This window comes from Bacillus sp. 103mf (assembly GCF_900116295.1).
GTDB classification, from domain to species: Bacteria; Bacillota; Bacilli; order Bacillales; family Bacillaceae_G; genus Bacillus_A; species Bacillus_A bruguierae.
The window spans coordinates 1-23,743 of sequence record NZ_FPAF01000014.1; the positions used below are offsets into that span (position 1 = coordinate 1).

General features: G+C 35.8%; 20 protein-coding genes. 15 read left to right on the plus strand and 5 right to left on the minus strand.

All coding sequences use genetic code 11. The features are described from left to right. The 7 genes from BM350_RS21085 to BM350_RS21115 all read left to right on the plus strand — a co-directional run. Positions 1-2,284 (plus strand): SH3 domain-containing protein (locus tag BM350_RS21085; protein WP_139232931.1); only part of this gene is annotated, 2,284 nt, incomplete at its 5' end. 480 nt (positions 2,285-2,764) lie between these two features. After that, entirely contained in the window at positions 2,765-3,361 is a 597-nt protein-coding gene (locus BM350_RS21090; RefSeq protein ID WP_090916849.1) for a TerD family protein, read from the plus strand. Between the two features lie 20 nt (positions 3,362-3,381). Next, the gene (locus tag BM350_RS21095; RefSeq protein ID WP_090916850.1) at positions 3,382-3,966 is read left to right on the plus strand and encodes a TerD family protein; all 585 of its coding nucleotides are present in this window, start codon (positions 3,382-3,384) and stop codon (positions 3,964-3,966) included. Between the two features lie 29 nt (positions 3,967-3,995). Beyond that, a complete protein-coding gene (locus BM350_RS21100; protein WP_090916852.1) occupies positions 3,996-4,574 on the plus strand; it encodes a TerD family protein in 579 nt (192 codons plus the stop codon). Between the two features lie 73 nt (positions 4,575-4,647). Beyond that, complete coding sequence (locus BM350_RS21105) at positions 4,648-5,436, plus strand: TerC family protein (RefSeq protein WP_090916854.1); 789 nt, start codon at positions 4,648-4,650, stop codon at positions 5,434-5,436. 71 nt (positions 5,437-5,507) lie between these two features. Beyond that, a complete protein-coding gene (locus BM350_RS21110; RefSeq protein WP_090916856.1) occupies positions 5,508-7,139 on the plus strand; it encodes a YceG family protein in 1,632 nt (543 codons plus the stop codon). Between the two features lie 18 nt (positions 7,140-7,157). After that, a complete protein-coding gene (locus tag BM350_RS21115) occupies positions 7,158-8,237 on the plus strand; it encodes a toxic anion resistance protein (protein WP_090916858.1) in 1,080 nt (359 codons plus the stop codon). A 26-nt stretch (positions 8,238-8,263) separates the two neighbouring features. Here BM350_RS21115 and BM350_RS21120 read toward each other — a convergent pair whose 3' ends face one another. After that, positions 8,264-10,930 carry a cation-translocating P-type ATPase gene (locus tag BM350_RS21120; protein ID WP_090916860.1) on the minus strand — a complete coding sequence of 889 codons (2,667 nt, stop codon included), beginning with the start codon at positions 10,928-10,930 and terminating at the stop codon, positions 8,264-8,266. A 556-nt stretch (positions 10,931-11,486) separates the two neighbouring features. Further along, entirely contained in the window at positions 11,487-11,711 is a 225-nt protein-coding gene (locus BM350_RS21125; RefSeq protein ID WP_020061147.1) for a DUF1128 domain-containing protein, read from the minus strand. A gap of 231 nt (positions 11,712-11,942) precedes the next feature. On the opposite strand from BM350_RS21125, the gene BM350_RS21130 reads away from it, so the two are divergent. The 3 genes from BM350_RS21130 to BM350_RS21140 all read left to right on the plus strand — a co-directional run bounded on the left by BM350_RS21130 (position 11,943) and on the right by BM350_RS21140 (position 13,943). Beyond that, positions 11,943-12,407 carry a low molecular weight protein-tyrosine-phosphatase gene (locus BM350_RS21130; RefSeq protein ID WP_090916862.1) on the plus strand — a complete coding sequence of 155 codons (465 nt, stop codon included), beginning with the start codon at positions 11,943-11,945 and terminating at the stop codon, positions 12,405-12,407. Between the two features lie 172 nt (positions 12,408-12,579). Beyond that, positions 12,580-13,068 (plus strand): DUF4075 domain-containing protein, encoded by a 489-nt coding sequence (locus tag BM350_RS21135; RefSeq protein ID WP_090916864.1) that lies wholly within the window; start codon positions 12,580-12,582, stop codon positions 13,066-13,068. Positions 13,069-13,073: 5 nt separating this feature from the next. After that, on the plus strand, positions 13,074-13,943 hold the full coding sequence (locus BM350_RS21140) for a YihY/virulence factor BrkB family protein (RefSeq protein ID WP_090916866.1): 870 nt from the start codon (positions 13,074-13,076) through the stop codon (positions 13,941-13,943). Between the two features lie 187 nt (positions 13,944-14,130). On the opposite strand, the gene BM350_RS21145 is transcribed toward BM350_RS21140, so the two are convergent. Further along, positions 14,131-16,059 carry a heavy metal translocating P-type ATPase gene (locus BM350_RS21145; protein WP_090916868.1) on the minus strand — a complete coding sequence of 643 codons (1,929 nt, stop codon included), beginning with the start codon at positions 16,057-16,059 and terminating at the stop codon, positions 14,131-14,133. A 480-nt stretch (positions 16,060-16,539) separates the two neighbouring features. Here BM350_RS21145 and BM350_RS21150 point away from each other — a divergent pair, with 480 nt between their 5' ends. From BM350_RS21150 to BM350_RS21165, 4 genes are all read left to right on the plus strand, one after another. Beyond that, positions 16,540-17,490, plus strand: coding sequence for a DMT family transporter (locus tag BM350_RS21150; protein WP_090916870.1), 951 nt, complete (start codon positions 16,540-16,542; stop codon positions 17,488-17,490). 170 nt (positions 17,491-17,660) lie between these two features. Continuing rightward, positions 17,661-18,341 (plus strand): lysoplasmalogenase, encoded by a 681-nt coding sequence (locus BM350_RS21155; protein ID WP_090916872.1) that lies wholly within the window; start codon positions 17,661-17,663, stop codon positions 18,339-18,341. Positions 18,342-18,743: 402 nt separating this feature from the next. Next, entirely contained in the window at positions 18,744-19,277 is a 534-nt protein-coding gene (gene lepB / locus BM350_RS21160; protein ID WP_090916874.1) for a signal peptidase I, read from the plus strand. 13 nt (positions 19,278-19,290) lie between these two features. Continuing rightward, on the plus strand, positions 19,291-19,722 hold the full coding sequence (locus BM350_RS21165; RefSeq protein ID WP_090916876.1) for a hypothetical protein: 432 nt from the start codon (positions 19,291-19,293) through the stop codon (positions 19,720-19,722). 71 nt (positions 19,723-19,793) lie between these two features. Here BM350_RS21165 and BM350_RS21170 read toward each other — a convergent pair whose 3' ends face one another. Continuing rightward, a complete protein-coding gene (locus BM350_RS21170) occupies positions 19,794-22,586 on the minus strand; it encodes a dynamin family protein (RefSeq protein WP_090916878.1) in 2,793 nt (930 codons plus the stop codon). Positions 22,587-22,949: 363 nt separating this feature from the next. Between BM350_RS21170 and BM350_RS21175 the strand changes: the two genes are divergently transcribed. Further along, positions 22,950-23,552 (plus strand): DedA family protein, encoded by a 603-nt coding sequence (locus tag BM350_RS21175; RefSeq protein WP_090916880.1) that lies wholly within the window; start codon positions 22,950-22,952, stop codon positions 23,550-23,552. Between the two features lie 24 nt (positions 23,553-23,576). Here BM350_RS21175 and BM350_RS21180 read toward each other — a convergent pair whose 3' ends face one another. Then, a complete protein-coding gene (locus tag BM350_RS21180; protein ID WP_139207695.1) occupies positions 23,577-23,723 on the minus strand; it encodes a BH0509 family protein in 147 nt (48 codons plus the stop codon). Positions 23,724-23,743: the final 20 nt, after the last annotated feature.

Here is a 23,743-nt window from a genome sequence, read left to right on the forward strand (position 1 = left end):
AACAGCAGCAAGTCTGTGGGTAAGAAGCGAAGCAAACAAAAGCAGTGAAATTCTCGGGGATTTAAAACAAGGCGAGAAAATAACGGTACTAGGAAAAACAAACGGCTGGGCGAAGATTACATACAAAGGAAAAGAAGGTTATGTTTCGCTAAAGTTTGTGAAGTTAGAAGATAAGGCAGCAGAGAAGCCAGCGGAAAATATTGTGACAGGTACACAAGAGACAGGAATAGTAACAGCAGCAAGTCTGTGGGTAAGAAGCGAAGCAAACAAAAGCAGTGAAATTCTCGGGGATTTAAAACAAGGCGAGAAAATAACGGTACTAGGAAAAACAAACGGCTGGGCGAAGATTACATACAAAGGAAAAGAAGGTTATGTTTCGCTAAAGTTTGTGAAGTTAGAAGATAAGGCAGCAGAGAAGCCAGCGGAAAATATTGTGACAGGTACACAAGAGACAGGAACAGTAACAGCAGTAAGTCTGTGGGTAAGAAGCGAAGCAAACAAAAGCAGTGAAATTCTGGGGAATTTAAACCACGGCGAGAAAATAACGGTACTAGGAACAGCAAACGGCTGGGCGAAGATTATCTACAAAGGAAAAGAAGGGTATGTTTCGCTAAAGTTTGTGAAGTTAGAAGGAAAAGCAGCAGAGAAGCCAGCGGAAAATATTGTGACAGGTACACAAGAGACAGGAATAGTAACAGCAGCAAGTCTGTGGGTAAGAAGCGAAGCAAACAAAAGCAGTGAAATTCTCGGGGATTTAAAACAAGGCGAGAAAATAACGGTACTAGGAACAGCAAACGGCTGGGCGAAGATGATGTACAAAGGAAAAGAAGGCTATGTTTCGCTAGAATTTGTACAAATTCGTAAAAGTTCAAATGCTAGTAATGGAAATAATGGACAAATAACAGAAGAAAGAGGGATTGTAAATACATCTTTATTAAATGTACGTCAAGGTCCTTCAACAAATACTTCAATCGTAGCGCGCTTGAAAAATGGTGAGTCAGTTTCAGTACTAGGCAAGGAAAATGGTTGGGCGAAAGTTCGAGTAAACGGCGTAGAAGGTTATGTTTCTTTACAGTTCTTAAAGCTAAAACAAGCATCTTCTTATGAAGTGGTCACAGAAACAGGAAAAGTTCAAAAATCGAATGGCGTGGAAGCAGAAAAAGAGCTGCAAACAAGGCAAGAAGACGGTTATATTGTCAGCGATGGTAAAGTTGTGGATATGAAACAAGGTTTTGTACGAGCAAATGGTGTGATTAATATTTATGATATTACAACTGGTAAAAAGTTAACATATGTACGAGAGGGAGCTGACCTAAAGTTCGTAAAAGTGGATGGAGATCGTGTACATGTGAAAATTTATGGTACGACAGGATATGTCAATATAGATGATGTTACTTTATTTCCAAATATGCTTCATAAATCAACGTCATATTATACAGTAAAAAGTGGAAGTCTTTATCATTATGTATATGATCATTCTAATGATGAGTATACGACATATAAAATCGGCAATGCACCGAAGCATTTACAAGAAGGTAGTCGCTATGAGGCATTTGATAAAACGCAAATCGGTGGACAAGATAGTTATCAATATTTTGAATATGTGCCGATTCGCGTTACATCTACTTATACAGCGAAAGACATTGATAATTTTTTAATGAAATATAGTGCAGACAGCCCGTTGATTGGAACTGGAGAATATTTTGTTAATGCAGCACAAAAATATAATTTAAATGCAGGGTACTTATTATCTCATGCCATTTTGGAATCCGGTTGGGGAAAAAGTCGTATTGCACAGGATAAGAAAAATTTATTTGGTTTTAGCGCGGTAGATTCTGATCCTTATAACGGTGCAACGGCATTTCAAACATGGGAAGAAGGCATTAACTTCTGTGCTTCGTATATCGATCAAAACTATTTAAATCCAAATGGCTGGACATATAATGGCGGGAATTTGGGAGATAAATCACAAGGTATGAACGTCATGTATGCAAGTGATGAGAATTGGGGACAACAAATTGCTTCTCTTATGAATAGACTTGATGCCATGAACGGCGGAAAAGATTTGAATAAATATCAGCTAGGTATGCTGCAAGCAGGATCTGTGTTATTTAAAAGTGTAGGCGGCGCGCAAGCAAGTGTAGCACCTCGTAATATTACAGTTGCAATTAAGAATACGATTCAAACTTCAAGTGGAACATACTATGAGCTAGTTTCTGATAACACAGCGTATAATAGTGTGTATGCGAAAGTAAACTCTGTAAAACTTATATCCTCATATTAAAAAATAGCTAGATTCGTAATGTTGATATTACAGGGAAATCGGTCAATTGAAATGAATTCTTAATCATTTGGCGTAAGTGAAGGACCTAGTTCCAGCACATGAACGATTTATATGTCAAATATCGTCGAAGGGTCTTTATATTGTGTCGAATCGCCGATATATTACAAATAGCGTCGATAAATTCACCATTTCCGCCGATATATTGCGAAAAACGCCGATATATTAGTGGACACGTAAAAGGCCCTAACCGTTTTTATACGCGGCCAGATGTTTTCATTCCCTCCTAAAAAGAATGAGGTTTTTAGGAGGGGATAATTTTGGAATTGTTTACTTCTTACATTGGTGCAGAGAAATAAAATAGATGTTTTCATATAATCAAAAAATTATTCTTTTTTTCAATCTATGAAAAATGCTACAATATAAAGGAAGAATACAATATTTTCCTAGCTGAAAAATGGTTTGTAGAAAGGAAGAGACTTCATGCCTATTATTTTAGAAAAAGGACAGAAGATCGACTTAACAAAAGGACAACCAGGGTTAACAAAATTACAAGTTGGCCTAGGATGGGATCCAATTGGAAAATCGGGTGGATTATTATCTTCACTGTTTGGAAGTAAGCCAAATATTGACTGTGATGCATCTGTGATCATGCTTGAGAATGATCGATTTTTACATAAACATGATTTAATTTATTTTGGAAATAAATTATCTTCTTGTGGAAGTGTTACTCATTCGGGTGATAATTTAACAGGTGAAGGTGGAGGCGATGATGAAACTATTTTTGTTGAATTACAAAAAGTTCCATCTAGAGTGAACCGCCTAATTTTTGTTGTAAATATTTATGATTGCGTGAACCGTCGCCAAGACTTTGGAATGATTCACAATGCGTATATTCGTATTCAAAATCCGCAAACACGCGAAGAGTTAGTACGTTATAACTTAACGGATAACTACGGTGGAAAGACAACTTTAATTGCTGGTGAAATGTACCGTCATAACAATGAATGGAAGTTCTCGGCAGTCGGAGAAGGAACGCAAGATAAAAATTTAAGTGAAATCGTTACGCGTTATCAATAATTTTTAAGGAGGCGCTATATATGGCAGTTATTTCATTACAAAAAGGACAAAAAGTAGATTTAACGAAAACAAATCCAGGTCTTTCAAAAGTAATTGTTGGTCTTGGCTGGGATACAAATAAATATGATGGACAGGCTGATTTTGATTTAGATGTAAGTATTTTCTTAGTTGGGGCCAATGGTAAAGTTGGCGGAGGGGAAGATTTCATTTTCTATAACAATCCAACTGGAGCAAATGGTTCTGTACAGCATTTAGGTGATAATCGTACAGGAGAAGGCGCAGGGGACGATGAAACAATCAAGGTTGATTTAAAAAATGTTCCTGCGCATATCGAACGCATTTGTTTCACGATTACAATTTATGATGGAGAAGGTCGTCGTCAAAACTTTGGACAAGTATCTAATTCCTTTGTTCGCATTTTAGATGAAGAGAAGAACACAGAGCTAATTCGCTATGACTTAGGTGAAGACTTCTCGATTGAAACAGCAGTTGTAGTCGGTGAATTATACCGTCATAACAATGATTGGAAGTTTAATGCAATTGGAAGCGGATTCCAAGGTGGATTGGCAGCTTTATGTAAAAACTTTGGTTTAGATGTAGAGTAAATAATCTATGTAAATAGAGGTGAATCCCTATGGTCATTCAGTTACAAAAAGGACAAAAAATTGATTTAGGTAAGACAAGCCCAGGCCTTACGAAAGCGATTATTGGTCTTGGATGGGATATTAAACAATATGACGGCGGATCTGATTATGATTTAGACGCATCTGCTTTTTTATTAAATCAAGAAGGTAAATGTACGAAAGAAACAGATTTTATCTTTTATAACAATTTACAATCTCCTTGTGGTTCTGTTACACATACAGGTGATAACCGAACTGGAGAAGGTGCAGGTGACGATGAACAATTAGTTGTTGATCTAAGCAAAGTCCCAGCTGATGTACACCGTATTGCGATTACAGTTACCATTTATGATGCTGAGGGCCGCCGCCAAAACTTTGGCCAAGTTGCTAACGCATTTGTTCGTTTAGCGAATGAAGAAACAAATGAAGAAGTGCTTCGCTATGATTTAGGGGAAGATTTCTCCATTGAAACAGCGGTTGTCTTTTGTGAATTATACCGTCATAATGGACAGTGGAAGTTTAATGCTGTCGGAAGTGGCTTCCAAGGTGGACTAGGTGCGCTTGTAAGAGCGTATGGCTTGGATGCATAAGAAGGAAGCGACTTTCGTTTCCTTCTTTTCCTCTTTTTAGAAATTTAAAAACAGAATAGGAGTCAAGAACTGTATGGAGATTTTACACGGAATTCTTGATACGTATGCCCAATTCTTTGATTTAGATATGTGGGTAAAAGTATTACAAGATCCAGTATCTTGGGGATTAATTGGTACGCTTGTTATTTTGGAAGGCTTGCTATCTGCTGATAACGCGCTTGTACTAGCCGTTATGGTAAAACATCTTCCAGAAGAAAAGCGTAAAAAAGCTTTATTTTATGGACTTATTGGTGCGTATGCATTTCGTTTTATTGCCATCGGAATTGGTATGTACTTAATTAAATTAGCGTGGGTAAAAGTACTTGGTGCTCTTTATCTTGCATGGCTTTCTGTGAAACACTTCATTGATAAATCTAAAGGAAATGAAGAAGATGAAGAAGGTCACGGTATGAAGCAAGACAGCATTCTATTTAGAATGTTTGGCATGTTCTGGGGAACAGTAGTAATGGTTGAGTTAATGGACATTGCGTTCTCTGTGGATAGCGTTCTTGCGGCATTTGGTGTTTCAAATGAAGTATGGATTTTACTTCTTGGCGGAATGCTTGGAATTTTAATGATGCGTGGTATTGCCGGCGTATTTTTACGATTACTAGAGCGTATTCCAGAACTAGAAACGACAGCATATATATTAATTGCAATTATTGCTGGGAAAATGTTACTTTCTGTATTTCATATTGAAATGCCGCATTGGTTATTCTTTATAATTTTAGTTATTGCATTTGGTGCGACATTTATTTTACATTATATGAAAACATCTCGCCAAACTCGTGAAGAGGTGGCAGCTACTAAGAAAGAAGATTAATAGACTAAATGGGTTTGCTCGTCATACGGGCGCCCATTTTTTATAAACGTTTCGTTTGGAGGTGAACAAGTATGTTTTCACGTTTTACATTTCACCCACAGCTACTCGGCGGGGAAGAAGCATTAAAACAGTTTGAAGTCGGTTTAGCAAAGCGGCCGCATTATGAAGTGACAGAGAATGATTTGCATTTTAGCTACATAGGATGTCGCATTCTTGGAGTGCCAAATGATACGGATGAGTACTATAATCAATTATTTGAGTATAGTCAAAATGAGAAGATCACTGTACTTCATGAACAAAATTTAAATAAAGTCATTCCTTCAGAGAAGCTTCGTGATATTCAAGAAGTTTTTTCACTGCACCAACAGGCAGCAAACGGTTTAACTGTAAATCGTCTCGTTGCTCATTTATCGGGAAAGCGTTTATTGCCCGAAGTAGATCATCCCGATATACAACACTACATACATACAACTTTCATTTCAATTTTAAAGCTGTACGAAAAACAACATAATCAATCATTAAAAACAGAAGGTTTTCGCCGTTTTTTAATTGATATGATTAAGTTAAGTGAAAATTACGTTTCAAAATGGTTTTCACAAAAGGATTATAAAGTACAAATGCCGCAAATTATCTGGTACGGTGATGCATCGGAAAGTCGAATTTACTTTTTATACTTCCTTATTATGCTCGGATGTGACGTATTGTATTATCATCCAGAAGGAAAAGATGGTTTTGAAACAATCGATGAAGAAAATCGAACATTTGTGATTTCGCATCCAGGCCGAATTGCATTAGAATCATTTCCAGATAAAAAGAGAGAGCGCGTTGCAACGGTTGCTTATCAAGCCTCAAAAGAGATTGAGCAGGTGCTTCATCATGATAATTCGCTCTTGTATAAACCGTGGCAATTTAGGGCGTATACGCCAGTTGCCCGGACGTTAAAGACAACCTATGATGAACTGTTTATCATTACGAAAGAAAAAGCATTTATAAGACCAACATTCTTTGTAGAAAATCAACATATTTATATTCCGTCGTTATTTGCAAAAGTGTCCGGTGTCTCTAAAAATGAGAAAGAATATTTTCAAAGATTAAAAACGTTAACATCATATGAAAATAGTCTATTAATCAATCAATTTCCATTTACAAAGGAACAGAAAGCGAATTTTCAATTTCATTATCGTGATGCTTTAAACCGTTCAGGAAAACTTGATGCCCAGAACATCATTCAAAGCCATTGGTGGCCGCATAAGCGCTTACCAGAAGGCTTGCAATATGGCATTGCAGAGGCAATGATTCATACATGTGAAAGCGGGCTTTGCAAAAAAATAGGGAATGAAACAGAGCAAGACATTGCTTTATATGTGTTTGCGCAGCTTTCACAAATTCCACCGAACATACTTGAGCAGCTTGAGAAATTTGATTATTCGCAAGAAGTGCCGAAAATAGTCATATTTAACAATGAGAAAAGTGGAGAACTTACGCGTTCTGATGCGGTATTAATGCTCTTTTTAAATCAAATTGGTATTGATGTTTTCCATTTTAATCCGACAGGACGTAATGATATCGAGCAGTACATTGAAGCAGGCGCATTTGATTCCCATTGGTTAGAAGAAGTAAGCTTTGATGTGGAGTTTCACGGCGTTGCGTCTTATAAAAATTTATCAAATACTTTAAAAGGGCTATTCCGGCCATTTTTATAAAGAAAGGAAGATACATATATGAATCCGATTGTATTAGAGCCAACAACAGAATTGAATGAACAAACATCACAAAATCTTCGCCTGCAATTAAGACAAGATCCTGAAGTGCAGCGCATTTATAATGGTGTAGATATAAAAGATCAATTGGAACTAATTGAGCTAGGAAAAGAGCCATCTGTAGAAATTTCAAGGTTTGCAGATCAAATTTTGCATACGATGACATTATCTAAGGTAGAAGATTCGGGTGAGCTATTAAAACAGCTTGGGAAAATTATGGACAAGTTTGATAGTAAAGATTTCGTTGAAGAAAAAAGCGGTTTTTTCTCTCGTTTATTTAAAAAAGGAAATCAAATGATTGAACAAATCTTCAATAAGTATCAAACGATGGGACGCGAAATGGATAAAGTATACGTGGAAATCACGAAATATCAAGATGAAATGAAGCGCTCAATTGGTACGTTAGATGGCTTGTATGAGCAAAACTTAAAATACTATTTAGATTTAGAGAAATATGTTGTTGCGGGTGAAATGTTACTTGAGCGTCTGCAAACAGAATTAGTTCCAATGTATGAAGAGCGCGTTCGTAACAATGATCAACTTGCAGGAATCGAGCTGGAATCATTAAAGAACTCTGTAGAGATTTTAGAGCAGCGCATTGATGATTTAGAAAAAGCGCGTATGGTTGCGCTATTAACAGCACCGCAAATTCGCATGATTCAACGTGGTAATAACAAGTTAATCGGGAAAATTAATACAGCGTTTATTACGACAATTCCTATTTTTAAAAATGGCATCATTCAAGCTGTAAATGCAAAACGTCAAAAGCTTGTTGCAGATTCAATGGCAGAACTTGACCGCCGCACAAATGAACTGTTGAAGAGAAATGCACAAAATATCGCAACGCAAAGTGTAGAAGTAGCGAAATTAGCGGGTTCTTCAAGTATTAAGATGGAAACACTTGAAGAGACTTGGAATATTATTTCGAAAGGTGTTCAAGAAACACAACAAATTGAAGAACAAAATAAACGTGAGCGTGAAGAAAGCCGTAAGCGTATGGCAGAATTAACGGATAGAATTAAGAAGGAAATGCAAGGATAAGGATAGAAAAGGCAGTGAGGAATTCCTCACTGCCTTTTCAATATTTTTATTACTTCATTTATTAGCAGCGGGACGATACTTAATAATAAAACAAAGCCCCAATCGTTTATTGTTAAAGCATGTACACCAAATATGCTGGAAAGAGGTTGAATCGAGATAATACATACTTGTATACATACGCCGATCAGAAGAGAGAAAACTAAGTATTTATTTGTAAATATCCCGATAGAGAAGATTGATTTTGTACGTGATCGCAAATTAAAAGAGTGAACGAGCTGTGAAAAACTTAGTGTGACAAAAGCCATTGTTTGCGCATGTAATAAAGCATCTTCTCCAATTTGATCCGGAAAGAGAGGAAAAAGATCCGTATCCCCTGTATATAATTTTGCCCCAACAATAAAGGCGATTAACGTGATGAGCCCAATGATAATCCCGTTTAGAATGAGAAATGGTACACTGCCGCTAAATAAGCTTTCTTTTACACGGCGCGGCTTTTCCTTCATAACGTCCGGATCTTCTGGATCAACCCCGAGTGATAATGCTGGAAGTGTATCTGTAATTAAATTCACCCACAAAATATGAATAGGACGAAGGGGTGTAGCCCAGCCGAGTAAAATAGCTAAAAAGAGTGCAATGATTTCTCCGAAGTTACAAGAAAGCAAGAAAAGAATAGACTTTTTAATGTTATGGTAAATGTTTCTTCCTTCTTCGACTGCTTTGACAATAGAAGAGAAATTATCGTCGGTTAACACCATATCTGCTGCACCTTTCGCCACATCTGTTCCGGTAATCCCCATTGCTACGCCAACATCTGCTTGTTTTAAAGACGGGGCATCATTTACCCCATCCCCAGTCATAGAGACGATATTTTCTTTTGCACGTAACGCTTTTACAATTTTTACTTTATGTTCAGGAGAAACGCGAGCAAAGACGTTTAAATGATTAATTTCGTTTGTGAGCTGTGTATCTGAAAGATTGTCTAATTGTGTTCCAATTATTACTTCGGATTCTTTTTCAGCAATTCCAAGCTCTTTTGCAATGGCAAAGGCTGTATCTTTATGATCTCCTGTAATCATAACTGTGCGAATACCAGCTTTCTTGCATTCTTTAATAGCTGCCTTCACTTCTATGCGAGGTGGATCAATCATTCCTACAAGACCAATGAAGATAAGATTTTCTTCTGCTTCATACATGTTAATATGCTCGGTATTGTATTGCTTGAAAGCGAATGAAAGTACTCGTAACGCTTTTTTTGACATCGCTTGTGCCGCTGCTACTATTTCATTTTTATCATTTTGGGTTAATGGCTGAACAGTGCCATTTTTAAAAATATGTTTGCATCTAGGTAAGAGTTTATCGATTGCCCCTTTTGTCATGCTAAAGTAGTTGTCTTCGTATTCATGCAGCGTTGACATCATTTTGCGATTGGAGTCAAAAGGAAATTCACTTAGGCGTTTATGCTTCTTCTCTAAAACATCTTTTTGAAGATCAAAGGCAGCTCCCGCAACAAGAAGTGCAATTTCTGTTGGATCTCCAGTTTGTGATTCAGAATTATAAGATGCATCGTTACATAAAACCATGTTTTCTAATAATAGGCGCTGAACATCATTATTTACGTTTAAATTTTCTAATGCATCATATGTACAGTCACTATAAAAGTTGGTAACTGTCATTTTATTTTGCGTTAATGTACCTGTCTTATCTGAACAAATAATCGTAACAGAGCCAAGTGCCTCGACAGCTGGGAGTTTACGGATGATGACATTTTGTTTAATCATCCGCTGTACACCGATTGCGAGAACAATAGAGACGATAGCTGGCAAGCCTTCTGGAATCGCGGCAACTGCTAAACTAATCGCGGTCATAAACATTTCTAACGTATCACGGCCTTGGAAAAAACCAATAAAGAACATGATGATACATATTGCTACAGAGACAAAGCCTAAATATTTTCCAACTTGCGCTAGGCTTTTTTGAAGAGGTGTTGTATCATCATCAGCTTGATGCAAGAGAGTGGCGATTTTTCCTATTTGTGAATGCATTCCTGTTTGGGTAGCTACTCCGACACCGCGACCATAGGTAACAAGCGTTGACATAAAAGCCATATTCTTTTGATCACCTAGTGGTACCTTTTTGCAATTTTTCTTGGAAGGATTATACGCTGCATCTTTATCCACAGGAACGGATTCGCCCGTTAAAGCAGACTCTTCAATTTTTAAATTTGCTGCTTCGATGAGCCGTAAGTCGCATGGAATATAGCGACCTGCATCAAGTAGAACAATATCTCCCGGAACGACATTTTCTGATGGAATTTCTTTTAATTCATTATCTCGTTTTACAATTGCTTTTGGAGTCGCCATCTTTTTTAAAGCTTCTAGAGCCTGCTCTGCTTTTGATTCTTGAATGATACCAATTACAGCATTTAAAACGACAACAACAGCAATAATGCTAGCATCAGCCCATTCGCCTACAAAGGCAGAAATAAGAGCGGCAATTAAAAGGACATAGACGAGAATATCATTTATTTGGGAAAAAATACGTTGACCCAAAGTTCTTTTTTTCTTCATTACGAGTTCATTTTTTCCATATTTTTTTAATCGGGCTTTCGCTATTTCTTCGCTTAAACCTTGTTGTTCATTTGTTTCTAGTTCACGCAATGTCTGAGTTTTTGTCTTACTGTACCAATTGCTCATATAAAAGCACCTCCAGTAGAAAAACAGTTAGCAATTGTAGTGTGGAAATTTTGGATTTGATGTGAAGTCTTTGATGAGGGGATTACTATTATTGTACAGTATTTAGAACGTGTGCGAATGAAAGTGGGAAGTTGTCATAAAATTGTTGGAAATGAAAGGAAATGCTCGTGGGATAGGGATATGTTTTATCGAATGATAAAAGTTATTGTAACTACTCAGCTATACCTTTTAGAAATTTAGAAAAGGGTATGATTCTAGTGAAGATGTGTCTCTCTATTACTTATAAATTCATTTTTTTGTATATAGACTGCTGTCATGCAAACAAGGGCAGGGGCCTGCACCTATTGTCTACTTTTGTTTTCAAACTTTGCACGTGGCAGGAAAAGGCACTGACCGCTCCTATGCATCGCCAGTCCCTCTCGCCCATTTAAAAAAATGCTTTTCTGCCTTTTTTTCATAAAGTAACTGAGTAGTTACAAATTATTTTAATTTGGATATAAAAAGAGGCGGCTACCAAAAGATTGGTGATTACCGAGTTTTTGGTAGCCGCTTTTTGTTATTTCTTGATTAGTGTGCCTAATTCTTCTGTAATAGCTTGCATTTCGCTAATGCTGAATGTGTCGCGTTTCATAACGTGTTCATAAATGTCACGTAAGTCTTCATACATGTCTTCATTGAAGTTTGAAGCTCTCATTGCACCAGCGTTTACCATACGTAATTTTTCTTTAATTGCTTCTACCATATATTCAACGTTCTCTTGCGTTTTTACGGATAAATCCACGGAAGTGTCCCCCTTTAAAATAGCATAGACTTATCTTAACATTTTTTTATCATTTTCGTTAATGGAAGTTTGCAATCATAGTGAATGCCCCCTCCTAAACACTTCTACGAGTTGTTTGAAGAAGGGGACTTCTGTTGGACTTTTGTTAAATTGGTACTTATTTTCTTTATAAGTAATTGTTGATTGTTTATACTAAATATAACAAATGCATCGTGAAGGGAAGAAACAAATATGGTTCGAGTTTTATTTGTTTGTCTAGGAAACATTTGTCGTTCTCCGATGGCAGAAGCAATTTTTCGTGAGCTTGTCAAAAAAGAAAAATTAGAAACAGTAATTACTGTTGATTCGGCTGGAACTGGGGATTGGCATATTGGCCATCCGCCTCATCATGGCACACAAAAAATTTTAATGGAAAATGCAGTGTCCTTTGAAGGAATTAAAGCTCGTCAAGTAGAAAAAGAAGACTTAACAAAGTTTGATTATATTATTGCAATGGACAATAAAAATTTAGACGATTTAAAGGCTTTAGGTAAAGCAGGCGGTTATATTGGCAGACTATCCGATTTTGTTCCAGACGGTGGCTGGACAGATGTTCCGGATCCATACTTTACAGGGAACTTTCAAGAAGTATATGACCTTGTAACAGAAGGATGTGCAAAATTGTTAGCGTTCATTCGACATGAGCAGGGAATATAAGGATGTTAGTTCAGAAAGTATAATGTGAAACTTTCATCGGTGGCCTTTAGTGATGATTAGTTACACCAATTAAGCTCTTATGGAGAGTGATCTCAAGTGTTTTCCTTTGAGATTTTATTGTTCGTTAGAGTGAGATAACTTTCTAACAAAATAGATGAAAGGGTGAAGGAATATGGCGAAGAAGGGAAATCTTGTACGAAATATTGCAATCGGTGTAGCAGCAGGTGTGGCAGTTTCTATGTTAAAGAAGGAAAATCGTGAAAAGGTGAAGTATACAGCAGGAAAAGCGAAAACAAAAATGATTGAAATTGGTGAAAATGCAAAGCTAAAAGAAAAAGTGCAAACAGTTACAGATAAAGGTCGTGAACTTGCTGACTTTAATGTTGTAAAAGCAAAAGTAGCAGAAATTAAAAAGTTAACGCCCGCTGTTGTTGAAACTTTAAAAGAAACGAAAGATATTTTTAGTAAGAGGAAGAACAATGTAAAAGAACAACCAGAAACAATTGAAATTCAAGGAATCGTGCCAACTGAAGAGTTAAAATCAGAAGAAGAGCTGATTGCCGCAGAAGATGGCGGTATGAAGGAATTTATTGCAGAAGAGAAGAAATCAGAAGCGTTTATCGAGTTAAAACAAAATAAAGAAGAAAAGAAAAGCGTTTAAAAAAGATGAAAACATTTTTACAAAAAGCAAGAACTCATCATGTTTTCACATTTGGAAAAGATTTATATGATCGAACATTGCGAGATGATGTGGCGGGCTTAGCAGCACAGCTCGCTTATTTTTTCTTGCTTTCCCTTTTTCCAGCGCTCGTTTTTTTAATAACACTTCTGGGATATATTCCGATTCAGACGGAAGATGTATTAGCCTTTTTAAAAGATTATGTTCCTGAAGATGCAATGAGTTTGATTGAAGTAAATGTACATACAATAGTAAATAAGCAAAATGGTGGATTATTATCATTTGGTTTACTTGCCATGTTATGGTTTGCATCCAATGGTGTCAATGCGGTGATGAAGGCATTCAACCGTGCCTACGATATTAATGAAACACGTTCATTTATTACAACAAGGGCATTATCAATTGTATTAACATTGGCAATGATTTTTATGATTGTCTTTGCTTTAATTCTACCTGTATTCGGTCAATTAATTGGAGCAGCGATTTTTAAAGTTTTAGGTTTATCGGAGGAATTTTCATTTGTTTGGAGTATTATTCGATTACTGCTAAGTTTTCTCGTATTATTTGGTTTGTTTTGTTTTTTGTATAAATTCGCTCCAAATCGTCATGTAAAGAGAAGAGAAGTGGTGACCGGGGCATTATTTGCTACAATTGGCTGGATTGTGGTATCGTATTCATTTGCATACTATGTCGATAACTTTGGAAATTATTCTAATACATACGGTAGTCTCGGCGGTATTATTATTTTAATATTATGGTTTTATTTAACCGCATGGGTGATTTTACTTGGTGGAGAAGTTAATGCGATTTTAAATTGTTATCGAACGGGTGACAATAATTCCCGTAATCAAAAATAATCTTCTGTTCCATACTAAGAGGGAATAGGGGGGATTATTCATGGGTCAAAATAAAACTGGCAATAGCAAAAATGATAAAAATCAACGTAAACAACGCAGCAGCTCGCAGCCAAAACATAAAACGAGCAGCAGTGCAAACGGACATAATAGTTATCATTAAAAAAAGGGGTTCCATATCGGAACCCTTTTAATTATTTGCTTTTAATAATCGTAATCCATTTAAAATAACGAGAATAGTACTTCCTTCATGACCGATGACACCTAATGGAAGTGCTAAAAATTGTAGGAAGTTTGAACAAATAAGCAGCATGATGACAGTCAATGAAAAGATAACATTTTGCTTTACAATGCGATTCATTCGTTTTGATAAGCGAATTGCTTGTGCTAAGCGGGAAAGTTCATTTTTCATTAAGACAACGTCAGCCGTTTCTAAAGCAACATCAGTTCCTTCTCCCATAGCAACTCCAATACTTGCTGTTGCTAATGCAGGAGCATCATTAATTCCGTCACCAACCATTGCTACTGTACCGTATTTCTCTTTCAATTGTTTTATTGTTTCTACCTTTGTTTCTGGTAAGCAAGATGCGTAATACTCTTTAATATTACTTTCAGCAGCGATTGCTTTTGCTGTTTGTTCATTATCACCTGTAATCATAATTGCTTTGACGCCAAGAGTTTGAAGCTCATGAATTGCAGCAATTGTTTCTTGGCGCAATGTATCTTTTAAAGCAATAAGACCAAGAATACCTTTTTCATCGCTTACATATACAACCGTTTTTCCTTCTTGTTCTAATTGCGCCCAAATACCGTTATAGAATGACCCGGTTTCTTCTCCAATAAAATCAGCTTTTCCAATTTGGTACGCTTTATTTTGCAACGTTCCTTTTAATCCGAATCCAGTTACATCTTCTACGTTTTCTGGTTTTGTTAATGTAATGTCATGTGCCCATTTTGCATATTTCACAATTGATTCAGCTAGAGGGTGTGTAGAATGACTTTCAATGGATGCTGTAATGTGTAGTAATTCTTTTTCGGATATTCCATCACGAGTATATACATCTGTTACTGTTGGTTTTCCTTGTGTTAATGTACCCGTTTTATCAAAGGCAATCGCTTTTAATGAAGCCAATCTTTCTAAATGAACACCGCCTTTAAATAAGATGCCATGCCGTGCACCGTTTGAAATTGCTGATAACGTAGCAGGTGTAATAGCTGCAACAAGTGCACAAGGCGAAGCGACAACGAGTAGAATCATCGCACGGTAAAATGTTTCATTCCAGCTCCAACCAAGAGCATAATGAGGAACGAACATCATGAGTGATACAACAAGAAGTACACCTTTGACATAGGTTCCTTCAAACTTTTCAATGAAAAGCTGTGAAGGAGATTTTTCGCTTTGTGCGTTTTGTACGAGACGAATAATTTTTTGGAACAATGTTTGATCACTATGTTTTGTAATTTTTACTTCGATGGCACCGCGTAAGTTAACAGTTCCTGCGAATACCTCGTCACCAGATTTTTTTTCACTTGGAATTGGTTCACCTGAAATGGCCGCTTCGTCAATATTTGTTTCACCGGTGTGAATAATACCGTCAGCAGGAATGCGTTCACCTGGTTTAATTAAAATGATGTCACCGATTTGCAGCTGTTCGATTGAAACACGCTCTTCTCCTCCTCGAGAAATGCGCAATGCTTCCTCAGGTTGTAAGTCGAGCAGTGCTGAAATTTCCTTTTGACTTTTGCTCATCGTGTAAGCTTCCATAGCTCCGCTTAAAGCAAAGATAAAAATTAATATTGCCCCTTCTGTCCAGTAGCCGATAATTGCTGAACCGATAGCTGCAAAAAGCATGAGCATTTCAACGTTCAGCTCTTTTTCGGCAATTGTGTCTTCAATACCTTCTTTTGCTTTTGCATAACCCCCAATTATATAAGCTAATACGTAAAATATGGTTGCAGTTGTTGTAATGCCATTCTTTGTTAGTAACCAACCTATCAAAATAAAAACTCCGGATGTAATTGCAAAAATGAGTTCATAATGTTTTTGAAATGTTGCAAGCCAAGGTGAAGAAGCCTTAGTTCCTTGTTGCCTTGATAATGTTTTTACTTCAGAATTCATAGATTTTTTGCTCCTTTCTATTGAGAAAAAGAATCATCATCGACAGCCTTATAAATTGGCGAAAGCTGCCATCCATCTAGATAGCAGCATTTTGTTAAGTTGAAACGTTCTTTTGTTTTAAAAATATTTTTCCTTGTGAATTCATCTCGTTTCACTCCTTTCATTGAGAAAAAGAATCATCATCGAAAGCCTTATAAAACGACGAAAGCTGCCATCCATTCGGATAGCAGCATTTCCTAGAAAACACACTCTGTGTAGTTATTTACTTTATTATTACTATTCTAAATTGTAACATATGTTTCCTTATACGGAAAGTTTTTTACTTATTCCGCTATTTGTGGGGAGTAAGTACCCACCTCAAGATTGGGGGAGAAGTGAAGAAGGTAAGTTTATAAGTAGAAGTGAAAATACTTGTTTTTTTGACTTCGCTTTGTTATATATGAATATTGTTCATAAAAAGCACGGAAAGGAAGACATCTAGTGAAGGCAGAAAGATTTTTTACACATCCGCTCGGTGTATTTGTTGCAGCATTAAGTGCAACTTTTCTATGGGGCAGTGCGTTTCCATTTATTAAATTAAGTTATGTCCAGTTAGACATTCAGCCTCATGAAGTAGGCGAGCAAATTTTATTTGCAGGTTACCGTTTTTTCTTAGCAGGAATGATGCTGTTATTCTTCTTTAAAGCGTTAGGGAGAAATGTATCTTTTCAAAAAGGAACAACGAAGCAACTTGTTCAAATTGGTTTGTTTCAAACGTTTTTACAATATGTTTGTTTTTATATCGGCTTGAGCTATAGTACTGGGATTGAAGGAGCAGTTATTTCTGGAACATCGTCATTTTTTCAAATTGTGTTAGCGCATTTTCTATATAAAGATGATTCTTTAAATATGAGAAAAATCGTTGGTGTATCAATTGGTTTTTGTGGCGTCATTCTTGTAAACATTCCAAAAGGAAACATGGATTTTCACTTTGGCATTGGTGAACTGTTATTATTAAGTGCGGCAATGTTGTACTCATACGGTAACATTTTGGCGAAAGAAGGAAGTAAAACGATGGATGTAGGCTATATGACCGCATATCAGATGATTATCGGTTCTTTAGGCTTATTGTTTATCGGAATTTTACAAGTTGGATTGATGCCATTTACATTCCATATGCAAACGTTACTTATGCTGCTATACTTATCATTCTTATCAGCAGCGGGATTTTGTATTTGGAATACAGTGATGAAATATAACAAAGTCGGAAAAGTATCGATGTACATGTTTTTCATTCCTGTATTTGGCGTCATCTTATCAAGCTTGATTTTAGGCGAAGCAATTCATTCTTTCGTATTGTTTGGATTGGCATGTGTAGCGACCGGAATTATTATCGTGAATCGTACACGTAGTGAAAGAAACGCATCGCATGCAAAAAGTAGCGCAATGTGAAGAGGTTCATGGAGAGCCTCTTTTTCATATGAAAAGCGAAATTTCTATCAGTGTCCGTGAATAGCGTGATAAAGTTTGGAACAATTTTTTATAAAAATTATAGATAAAAGAAAGGAAAATGATGATTTTATATCGAATAACAGAAATATTAATTCATCAAGGAGAAAGATATGAATGAAATGTACGTACTGTTAATAGGACAAGTAGTTTTATTTTTGTTCGGGACCATTTATGCAATAAGACAATCAGAACAAACAAAGGAAAATGAACCGTTACCCTTATTCATTCGTTTACTCCTCACTTTCTCATTAACTGGAGCTGCGATATGGATGTGGATACAGGACCCGGCAACACCTTATCGTCAGTGGGTTGCAATTGGTATGATTTTATCAACAATTGGTGACTTGTTTATGGCCGGCTTAATTCCATTTGGACAGCGTCTCATTGGTGGAATGGTGACATTTGCTATTGCGCATTGCTTATATGTTACGGCCTTTTTAGAAACGGGTATTTCGTGGAATGGCTTGTATATTGGTTTAGCGGGATACGGCTTGTTTTTAATTATTGGTTGGTTCTTTTTTATTCGAAATCATAAGCAGGATCGATTATTTACAATAGGTGCACTTGTATACGGACTTTGGGTTGGTGGAATGGCGTGTTTTGCATTTGCGCTTGCTTATTTGAATCAAGATATATGGTGGATTCCAGCGCTTGGTGGTTTTCTATTTGTCATTTCTGACTTTATTATTGGAATTACTGATATTGGTGGACGGAATGTAAAATATAATCCTCTTTTAGTTTGGGCAACATATGTGGGAGCACAAATGTGTATCATTTATGTTGGTATATAGAATGTGAAAGAAGAACTGCTTGAGAGCGGTTCTTTTTTGTTGTTAAAAAATAAATGCAGATGAAAAGACATAAATATGCATAGCGGTGATTTCTATATATAAGTTAAAAAAACGACATAACCCCCCCTTTCTTTTTAGGGGGGGACGAGAGCATCTGGCCATGCATAGAAGCGGTCAGGGCCTTTTCCTGCCACATGCGATGTTTAAAACAAAGGGAGAAAGCAAGTAGCGATCATGTTGTATTCTGCATAGCAACAACTTATATGCCAAAAAATTAAAATAAATTAATATGGAAAATGTTAGATTTTTCAGGTGAATTGTCCAGGTAATTTACTGATAATATAGAATTTATTTACAAGAACATTTTGTTATATAGGTAATAGAGGAATAAGGGAGAGGCGTATGAAGAAAAAAAGTCGTTTGCGGGAATTCATTGAAGTATTTGCGATTGCATGTGTTATTGCTTTTTTCATGAAAGTATTTGTATTTTTTCCAACGACTGTACAAGGAGCTTCTATGCAGCCTACACTTCATGAAGGAGATAAAGTCATTGTAAATAAGTTAGCAAAGCAAATTGATAGTTATGATTATGGTGATGTAATTGTAGTGAAGACGGATAATTATTATGTGAAGCGTATTATCGGTTTACCTGGGGATACGATTGAAATGAAAAACGATCAGTTGTATATCAACAGTCAATTGCAAAAGGAACCTTATTTAGAAAAAAATAAGAAGCATGCAAAGCAACTTATGATGAATTTAACGGAGGATTTTGGTCCGATGAAAATTCCGAACAACAAAATCTTTGTAATGGGAGATAATCGATTAGTTAGTCGTGATAGCCGCAATGGTTTAGGATTCATTGATAAAGATGATGTATTAGGAAGTTTAGTTTCTATATACTACCCTTTTAACCGGGTACGGATTATAGATTAGAAGGAGGACAGCTATGGAAGAGATTGTCGGTCATGTTTTAGCTGGAATCGCACGGGGAGCAGTTGCAATCGGGGAAGTAGCGGTAGATGCTACTAAAGTTATCGTTCGAGGAACAATCGGAGTTGTAAGAGTTATAGGAGAAGCTCTAGCAGAAGAACTTGTAGAGTTAGCGTTAGAAACTATAGAAGGAAGAGAAAAGCGAAAACAAAGAAGATTTGCTCGTCATGTGGAAAAGTTAAAGGGACATGATTGGTTTAAGGTTATATATGAAAATGTAAAATGCCGAGATGTCATTCATACAGACAAACGTTATCTACACTTGTTGAGTAAGCGGCGGTATGTACAGAAACTAGCTCGTAATGAAAACGAACGTAAGCAATTTATCCAGCGAATCCGTATTGAAGCAAAGGTTGATGATGTGATTTGGGATATACAACAGGATTAATTTTTTTACATACATATAAGAAGTAACAAAGCAGCCGATATTGGCTGCTTTGGTGGTTTTATCTATTACAATTAAAAAATCGACTCCATGTTTGTTTCTAACATTAACTCTGCATCAGGATTCTTCTTATCTATACTTAAGACTACTTCATACTGACGCAATCTTAGTTCAAAGAGTGTTACAGGATCACGATAAACTTCAGGATTTGATTTCATTTTATGCAGTGTGTTTTGCTGTTCTTGTATTTCTAAATGCGTGTGTTCTACAGCTTGTTTCAATGAACTAAATGGATCTCTAAAGAACATAGTAATATCTCGCTCTAGTGCATTTTCAAATAACTCAAACTGTAAGAAAAACTTGTTTATAATAGAAGTAGTTACATCAGTAAAATCTTCATTTTCTAAATACTGCTTGTATTTGTTATACAGCATTGTTTTATTTTTAGGAAGAGCTCCGAATAATTTTCCTGCACTTTTTAGTAAAAATTGCGCGGGCGTAAACCGGCGGAAGATATTTACTTCTTCCATTTGTATTCGATTCGTCATTCTATCCGTATCTCGGCGCCAATCATCAAGTATTTTAAAGTCGCATTCTAACTGGATTCGATTTTCTCCACATAACGAGTTAAGTCCTTCACTTATTTCTTCTAAGTATGATTGACTTTGAAGGAACTCGTTATTAGAAGTTTCAATCCAATTCTGCATGGATGAAGCGAAGTTAGGTAATACAGTTTGTTCTAAATAGTTTCGAATTCTCTCATTCATCGCGGCATTTAATTCAATATCAATGTGTCTAAAATCGCTGTCCTCACTGATTAGATCAGAGCAGCTTTGTAGTAGCTTCGGAATATGCTCTGTAAGATCGTTCGTAATTTTATGTTTCATTGTACGATATGAATCTGTAATAAAATGAATTTTTTCCTTTTCAAAAGCAGTAACATTATTAATAAAGCCATTTAGTCTCACTAAAATATCTTCATTCCAACTAATAGAATCCACTAAGTTGTTTTCCATCTCAACTCGTTTATCTAAAAGATATTGAATTGCTTTTCGAATGAAAAATAGTATTTTTTTCGTACGTTCTTGCTCAAGATTTTTATACTCAAAGTTAAAATTGACAAAATCAGTTAACTCGTTTAGCTGTTGGCTGTTTGTATATAACGATGAATAAGGTAAAATCCTCGCATGTGGGAAATATGTGTGTATTCTTGTTTGCGTATCATGTATAACTCGTTTTACTTCAGCTTCGCTGTAAATGTTATCAATTTTATTTAATAAGAAATGAATTTGTAAATCTGGTGCATGCGCTTGAATGTTTAATAAAATGTCACGTTCTTTATCAGTAAAAGGAGAATCTGCATTCAATACGAATAACAAACTGTCTACTGAGTTTAAATATCCGAATGTTTCATTTCTAATATCGTTGTTTCTATTAAAGCCAGGTGTAACAACGAATGCTAGTTTGTTTTTACTTAAAAACTTGCAAGGTAATTTAAATTCAATACATGTTTTTTCTCTATATGTTTGTCGGTGCATAGACATCATGTTATGGAAATCTGAGAAATTATTAGTCGTTGAAATTGTTGCATCTGTTATTGCATTAATTTCTGTATGAGCGTCATCTTTAAAGATAACTGTATTTGTGCTTGAATCTTCTAATATATTTTCTCCTAGTACAGAGTTGATAAATGAAGATTTTCCGTTTCCAGAAGTTCCTGTTACTAAAAGACGGTTTGTTCTTAAATCTGCAAGCTCACAGACCAACCATCTAAATCGATGTCCCATTTCTAAATCATTTTTTTGTGCCCACTGTGTAATAGAATCAAAAAGATGTAAACTATAGTCTAAATCATCCGTGTAATTGGTGGAATGTAACAATAGTTTTTCTGCGTGTTGCACGTCTGCCGAATCTATTTTAGCAGGGAAAATCTCATCCCATGCCAATACTGCTGCAGATGGAAAGACAGAGCGAGAAGGATTGACCATTTTTAACCAATTCGTTAAAATATTCGGAACAATATCATGTAATTGTCTCAGCATATACTGGCCTTGAATTAATTCAAAATACGTTTCTTCATAAAGAGAAGAAATGTTGTCCCATTCATCGGTTGAATGTACTTCGATATGTGAGAAAAAGTCATTTATTGTTTTAAGCCAAAGCAAATAAGTTTGCTCATTCTTATAGCTGTGCCAAAGTGATGAAACAATTTGTGTAAATTGGATTAGGTCTACATTGTGTAATGTAACTAGTACCTTATAGAAATAATCTGGTGAAATGGTTTTCGTAAATCCTTTATCAATATATTCTTTTAAAATCTCAAACCATTGGAAGGACTCTGTTCGAATCATTTCATTTATTGCAAGTTCCACCGCACTATCCCAATCTTGCTGTTCTTCATAAAAGGAACGAGCAATGGTTGTAACGTTTGGATAATCAGGATTTACAGAAACAGCGTCTTTAATAACTTTGAAGGCTAAATCCAGTTTGTTTTGTTCTATGTAAAGAGAGAGTAATTGCAATGAAATTTCGGTCATAAGTATTTTATTATCAGTAGTAATGGACGTATACACAGTTTCGGCAGCTGATAATTGATTGAGTTCGAAGTAAGCATCTGCAATATTCTTCTGTGCCCATGGTTCTAATTCATTATTGACTTTCTCCCATTTAAAAATAGCGGATTCAAAATCTTGATGGTGATAATAAAACTCACCTTGTGCAAAACGAATATAAGATCCATCCGAAAAGTCATTTTTTTGTTCAGCTAAATAAGCTTCTCCCAGTACTTGGAGAGGCGGATGTGTGTCATTTTCCATTAGAAATGTTTCATAATATATTTTTTTTATTAATTGTTTTTCTAGTGTCATGTTTTTCCCCCACTATATCTTAAAAAGTGTATATTCCTTTATATGTCAACACTTTTTTGCATTGATGCTCTTTATTCTAGCAAAGATTTTCTTTTGAAAAATTTCATTTTCCTTTCATTTTTAGAGTAGGATTGAATTTTCATGCATAAAGTTTCAGTTTTTTTTCAATTTCCTTTCAGTTCTGAAACAACATTAACTCTTCCTAATAACATAATAAGACTATAATATTCTACATGAAGTTGTAACATTGGATGTAGAGTTCGGCATAAAAACAATGTATAGTGAATATGTATACCATGTTTGCTTTATTGATGGAGAGGGTACAATGTGGAATAACGATAACGTATAGGATGTGTCGTGCGAATGGAACAACATATTGGTGAATTAATCGCACACTACGGTTATTATGGAATTATTATTGCGCTTGCTGGAGGAATCGTTGGATTACCAATACCAGATGAATTTCTACTTACATTTGTTGGATATAATATTTCAAGGGGATATATGTCAGGAACAGAGGCGTTTACGAGCGGCATGGCTGGGGCTATAATTGGGATTACATTAAGTTATATGCTTGGTTTAAAACTTGGACTCCCTGTATTGAAAAAATATGGTTCTAAAGTGGGGATTAAAGAAGCTCAAATCGAGAAGACTCATATTTTATTTGAGAAGTATGGTCCTTTTTTATTAGTGTTTGGCTATTTTATACCTGGTGTTAGACATTTAACTGCTTATTTTGCAGGAATGTCGGGCTTAAAATGGGGTAAGTTTTGTTTATATGCGTATGGCGGTGCGTTCATTTGGGTGAGCGTTTTTATTGGACTTGGGTGGAAATTAGGAGAAAAGTGGCGAGATGTAGAGTACAATTTACATCGATACGGATTTTGGATTGGTGTTGTTTCAATCATTATCGCTTTGATTGTTTATACATATGTAAAAATACAAAAAGATAAGAAAAACCGCTAATGTATATAGCGGTTTTTTTATATGCTACTCTGTGATTTCTTCATATAAGAAGTACGTCACATTATAAATATGTTCTACTTCGTCATCTGTCATATACATAAGTTCTTCTCGTTCAATTCCTTTTTTCTTTTCAATAAATTCAATCATATTTTTCCGTTCTTCTCTCTTTATCATTTTTATTTCTCCTCCCA

Excerpts from the sequence above, each read along its gene's own strand:
- BM350_RS21115 (WP_090916858.1), top strand. The coding sequence starts at position 7,158 with ATGAATCCGATTGTATTAGAGCCAACAACAGAATTGAATGAACAAACA.
- BM350_RS21170 (WP_090916878.1), bottom strand. The coding sequence starts at position 22,586 with ATGACACTAGAAAAACAATTAATAAAAAAAATATATTATGAAACATTT.
- BM350_RS21090 (WP_090916849.1), top strand. The coding sequence starts at position 2,765 with ATGCCTATTATTTTAGAAAAAGGACAGAAGATCGACTTAACAAAAGGA.
- BM350_RS21140 (WP_090916866.1), top strand. The coding sequence starts at position 13,074 with ATGAAAACATTTTTACAAAAAGCAAGAACTCATCATGTTTTCACATTT.
- BM350_RS21130 (WP_090916862.1), top strand. The coding sequence starts at position 11,943 with ATGGTTCGAGTTTTATTTGTTTGTCTAGGAAACATTTGTCGTTCTCCG.
- BM350_RS21105 (WP_090916854.1), top strand. The coding sequence starts at position 4,648 with ATGGAGATTTTACACGGAATTCTTGATACGTATGCCCAATTCTTTGAT.
- BM350_RS21135 (WP_090916864.1), top strand. The coding sequence starts at position 12,580 with ATGGCGAAGAAGGGAAATCTTGTACGAAATATTGCAATCGGTGTAGCA.
- BM350_RS21100 (WP_090916852.1), top strand. The coding sequence starts at position 3,996 with ATGGTCATTCAGTTACAAAAAGGACAAAAAATTGATTTAGGTAAGACA.
- lepB (WP_090916874.1), top strand. The coding sequence starts at position 18,744 with ATGAAGAAAAAAAGTCGTTTGCGGGAATTCATTGAAGTATTTGCGATT.
- BM350_RS21110 (WP_090916856.1), top strand. The coding sequence starts at position 5,508 with ATGTTTTCACGTTTTACATTTCACCCACAGCTACTCGGCGGGGAAGAA.
- BM350_RS21095 (WP_090916850.1), top strand. The coding sequence starts at position 3,382 with ATGGCAGTTATTTCATTACAAAAAGGACAAAAAGTAGATTTAACGAAA.
- BM350_RS21120 (WP_090916860.1), bottom strand. The coding sequence starts at position 10,930 with ATGAGCAATTGGTACAGTAAGACAAAAACTCAGACATTGCGTGAACTA.
- BM350_RS21155 (WP_090916872.1), top strand. The coding sequence starts at position 17,661 with ATGAATGAAATGTACGTACTGTTAATAGGACAAGTAGTTTTATTTTTG.
- BM350_RS21165 (WP_090916876.1), top strand. The coding sequence starts at position 19,291 with ATGGAAGAGATTGTCGGTCATGTTTTAGCTGGAATCGCACGGGGAGCA.
- BM350_RS21175 (WP_090916880.1), top strand. The coding sequence starts at position 22,950 with ATGGAACAACATATTGGTGAATTAATCGCACACTACGGTTATTATGGA.
- BM350_RS21145 (WP_090916868.1), bottom strand. The coding sequence starts at position 16,059 with ATGAATTCTGAAGTAAAAACATTATCAAGGCAACAAGGAACTAAGGCT.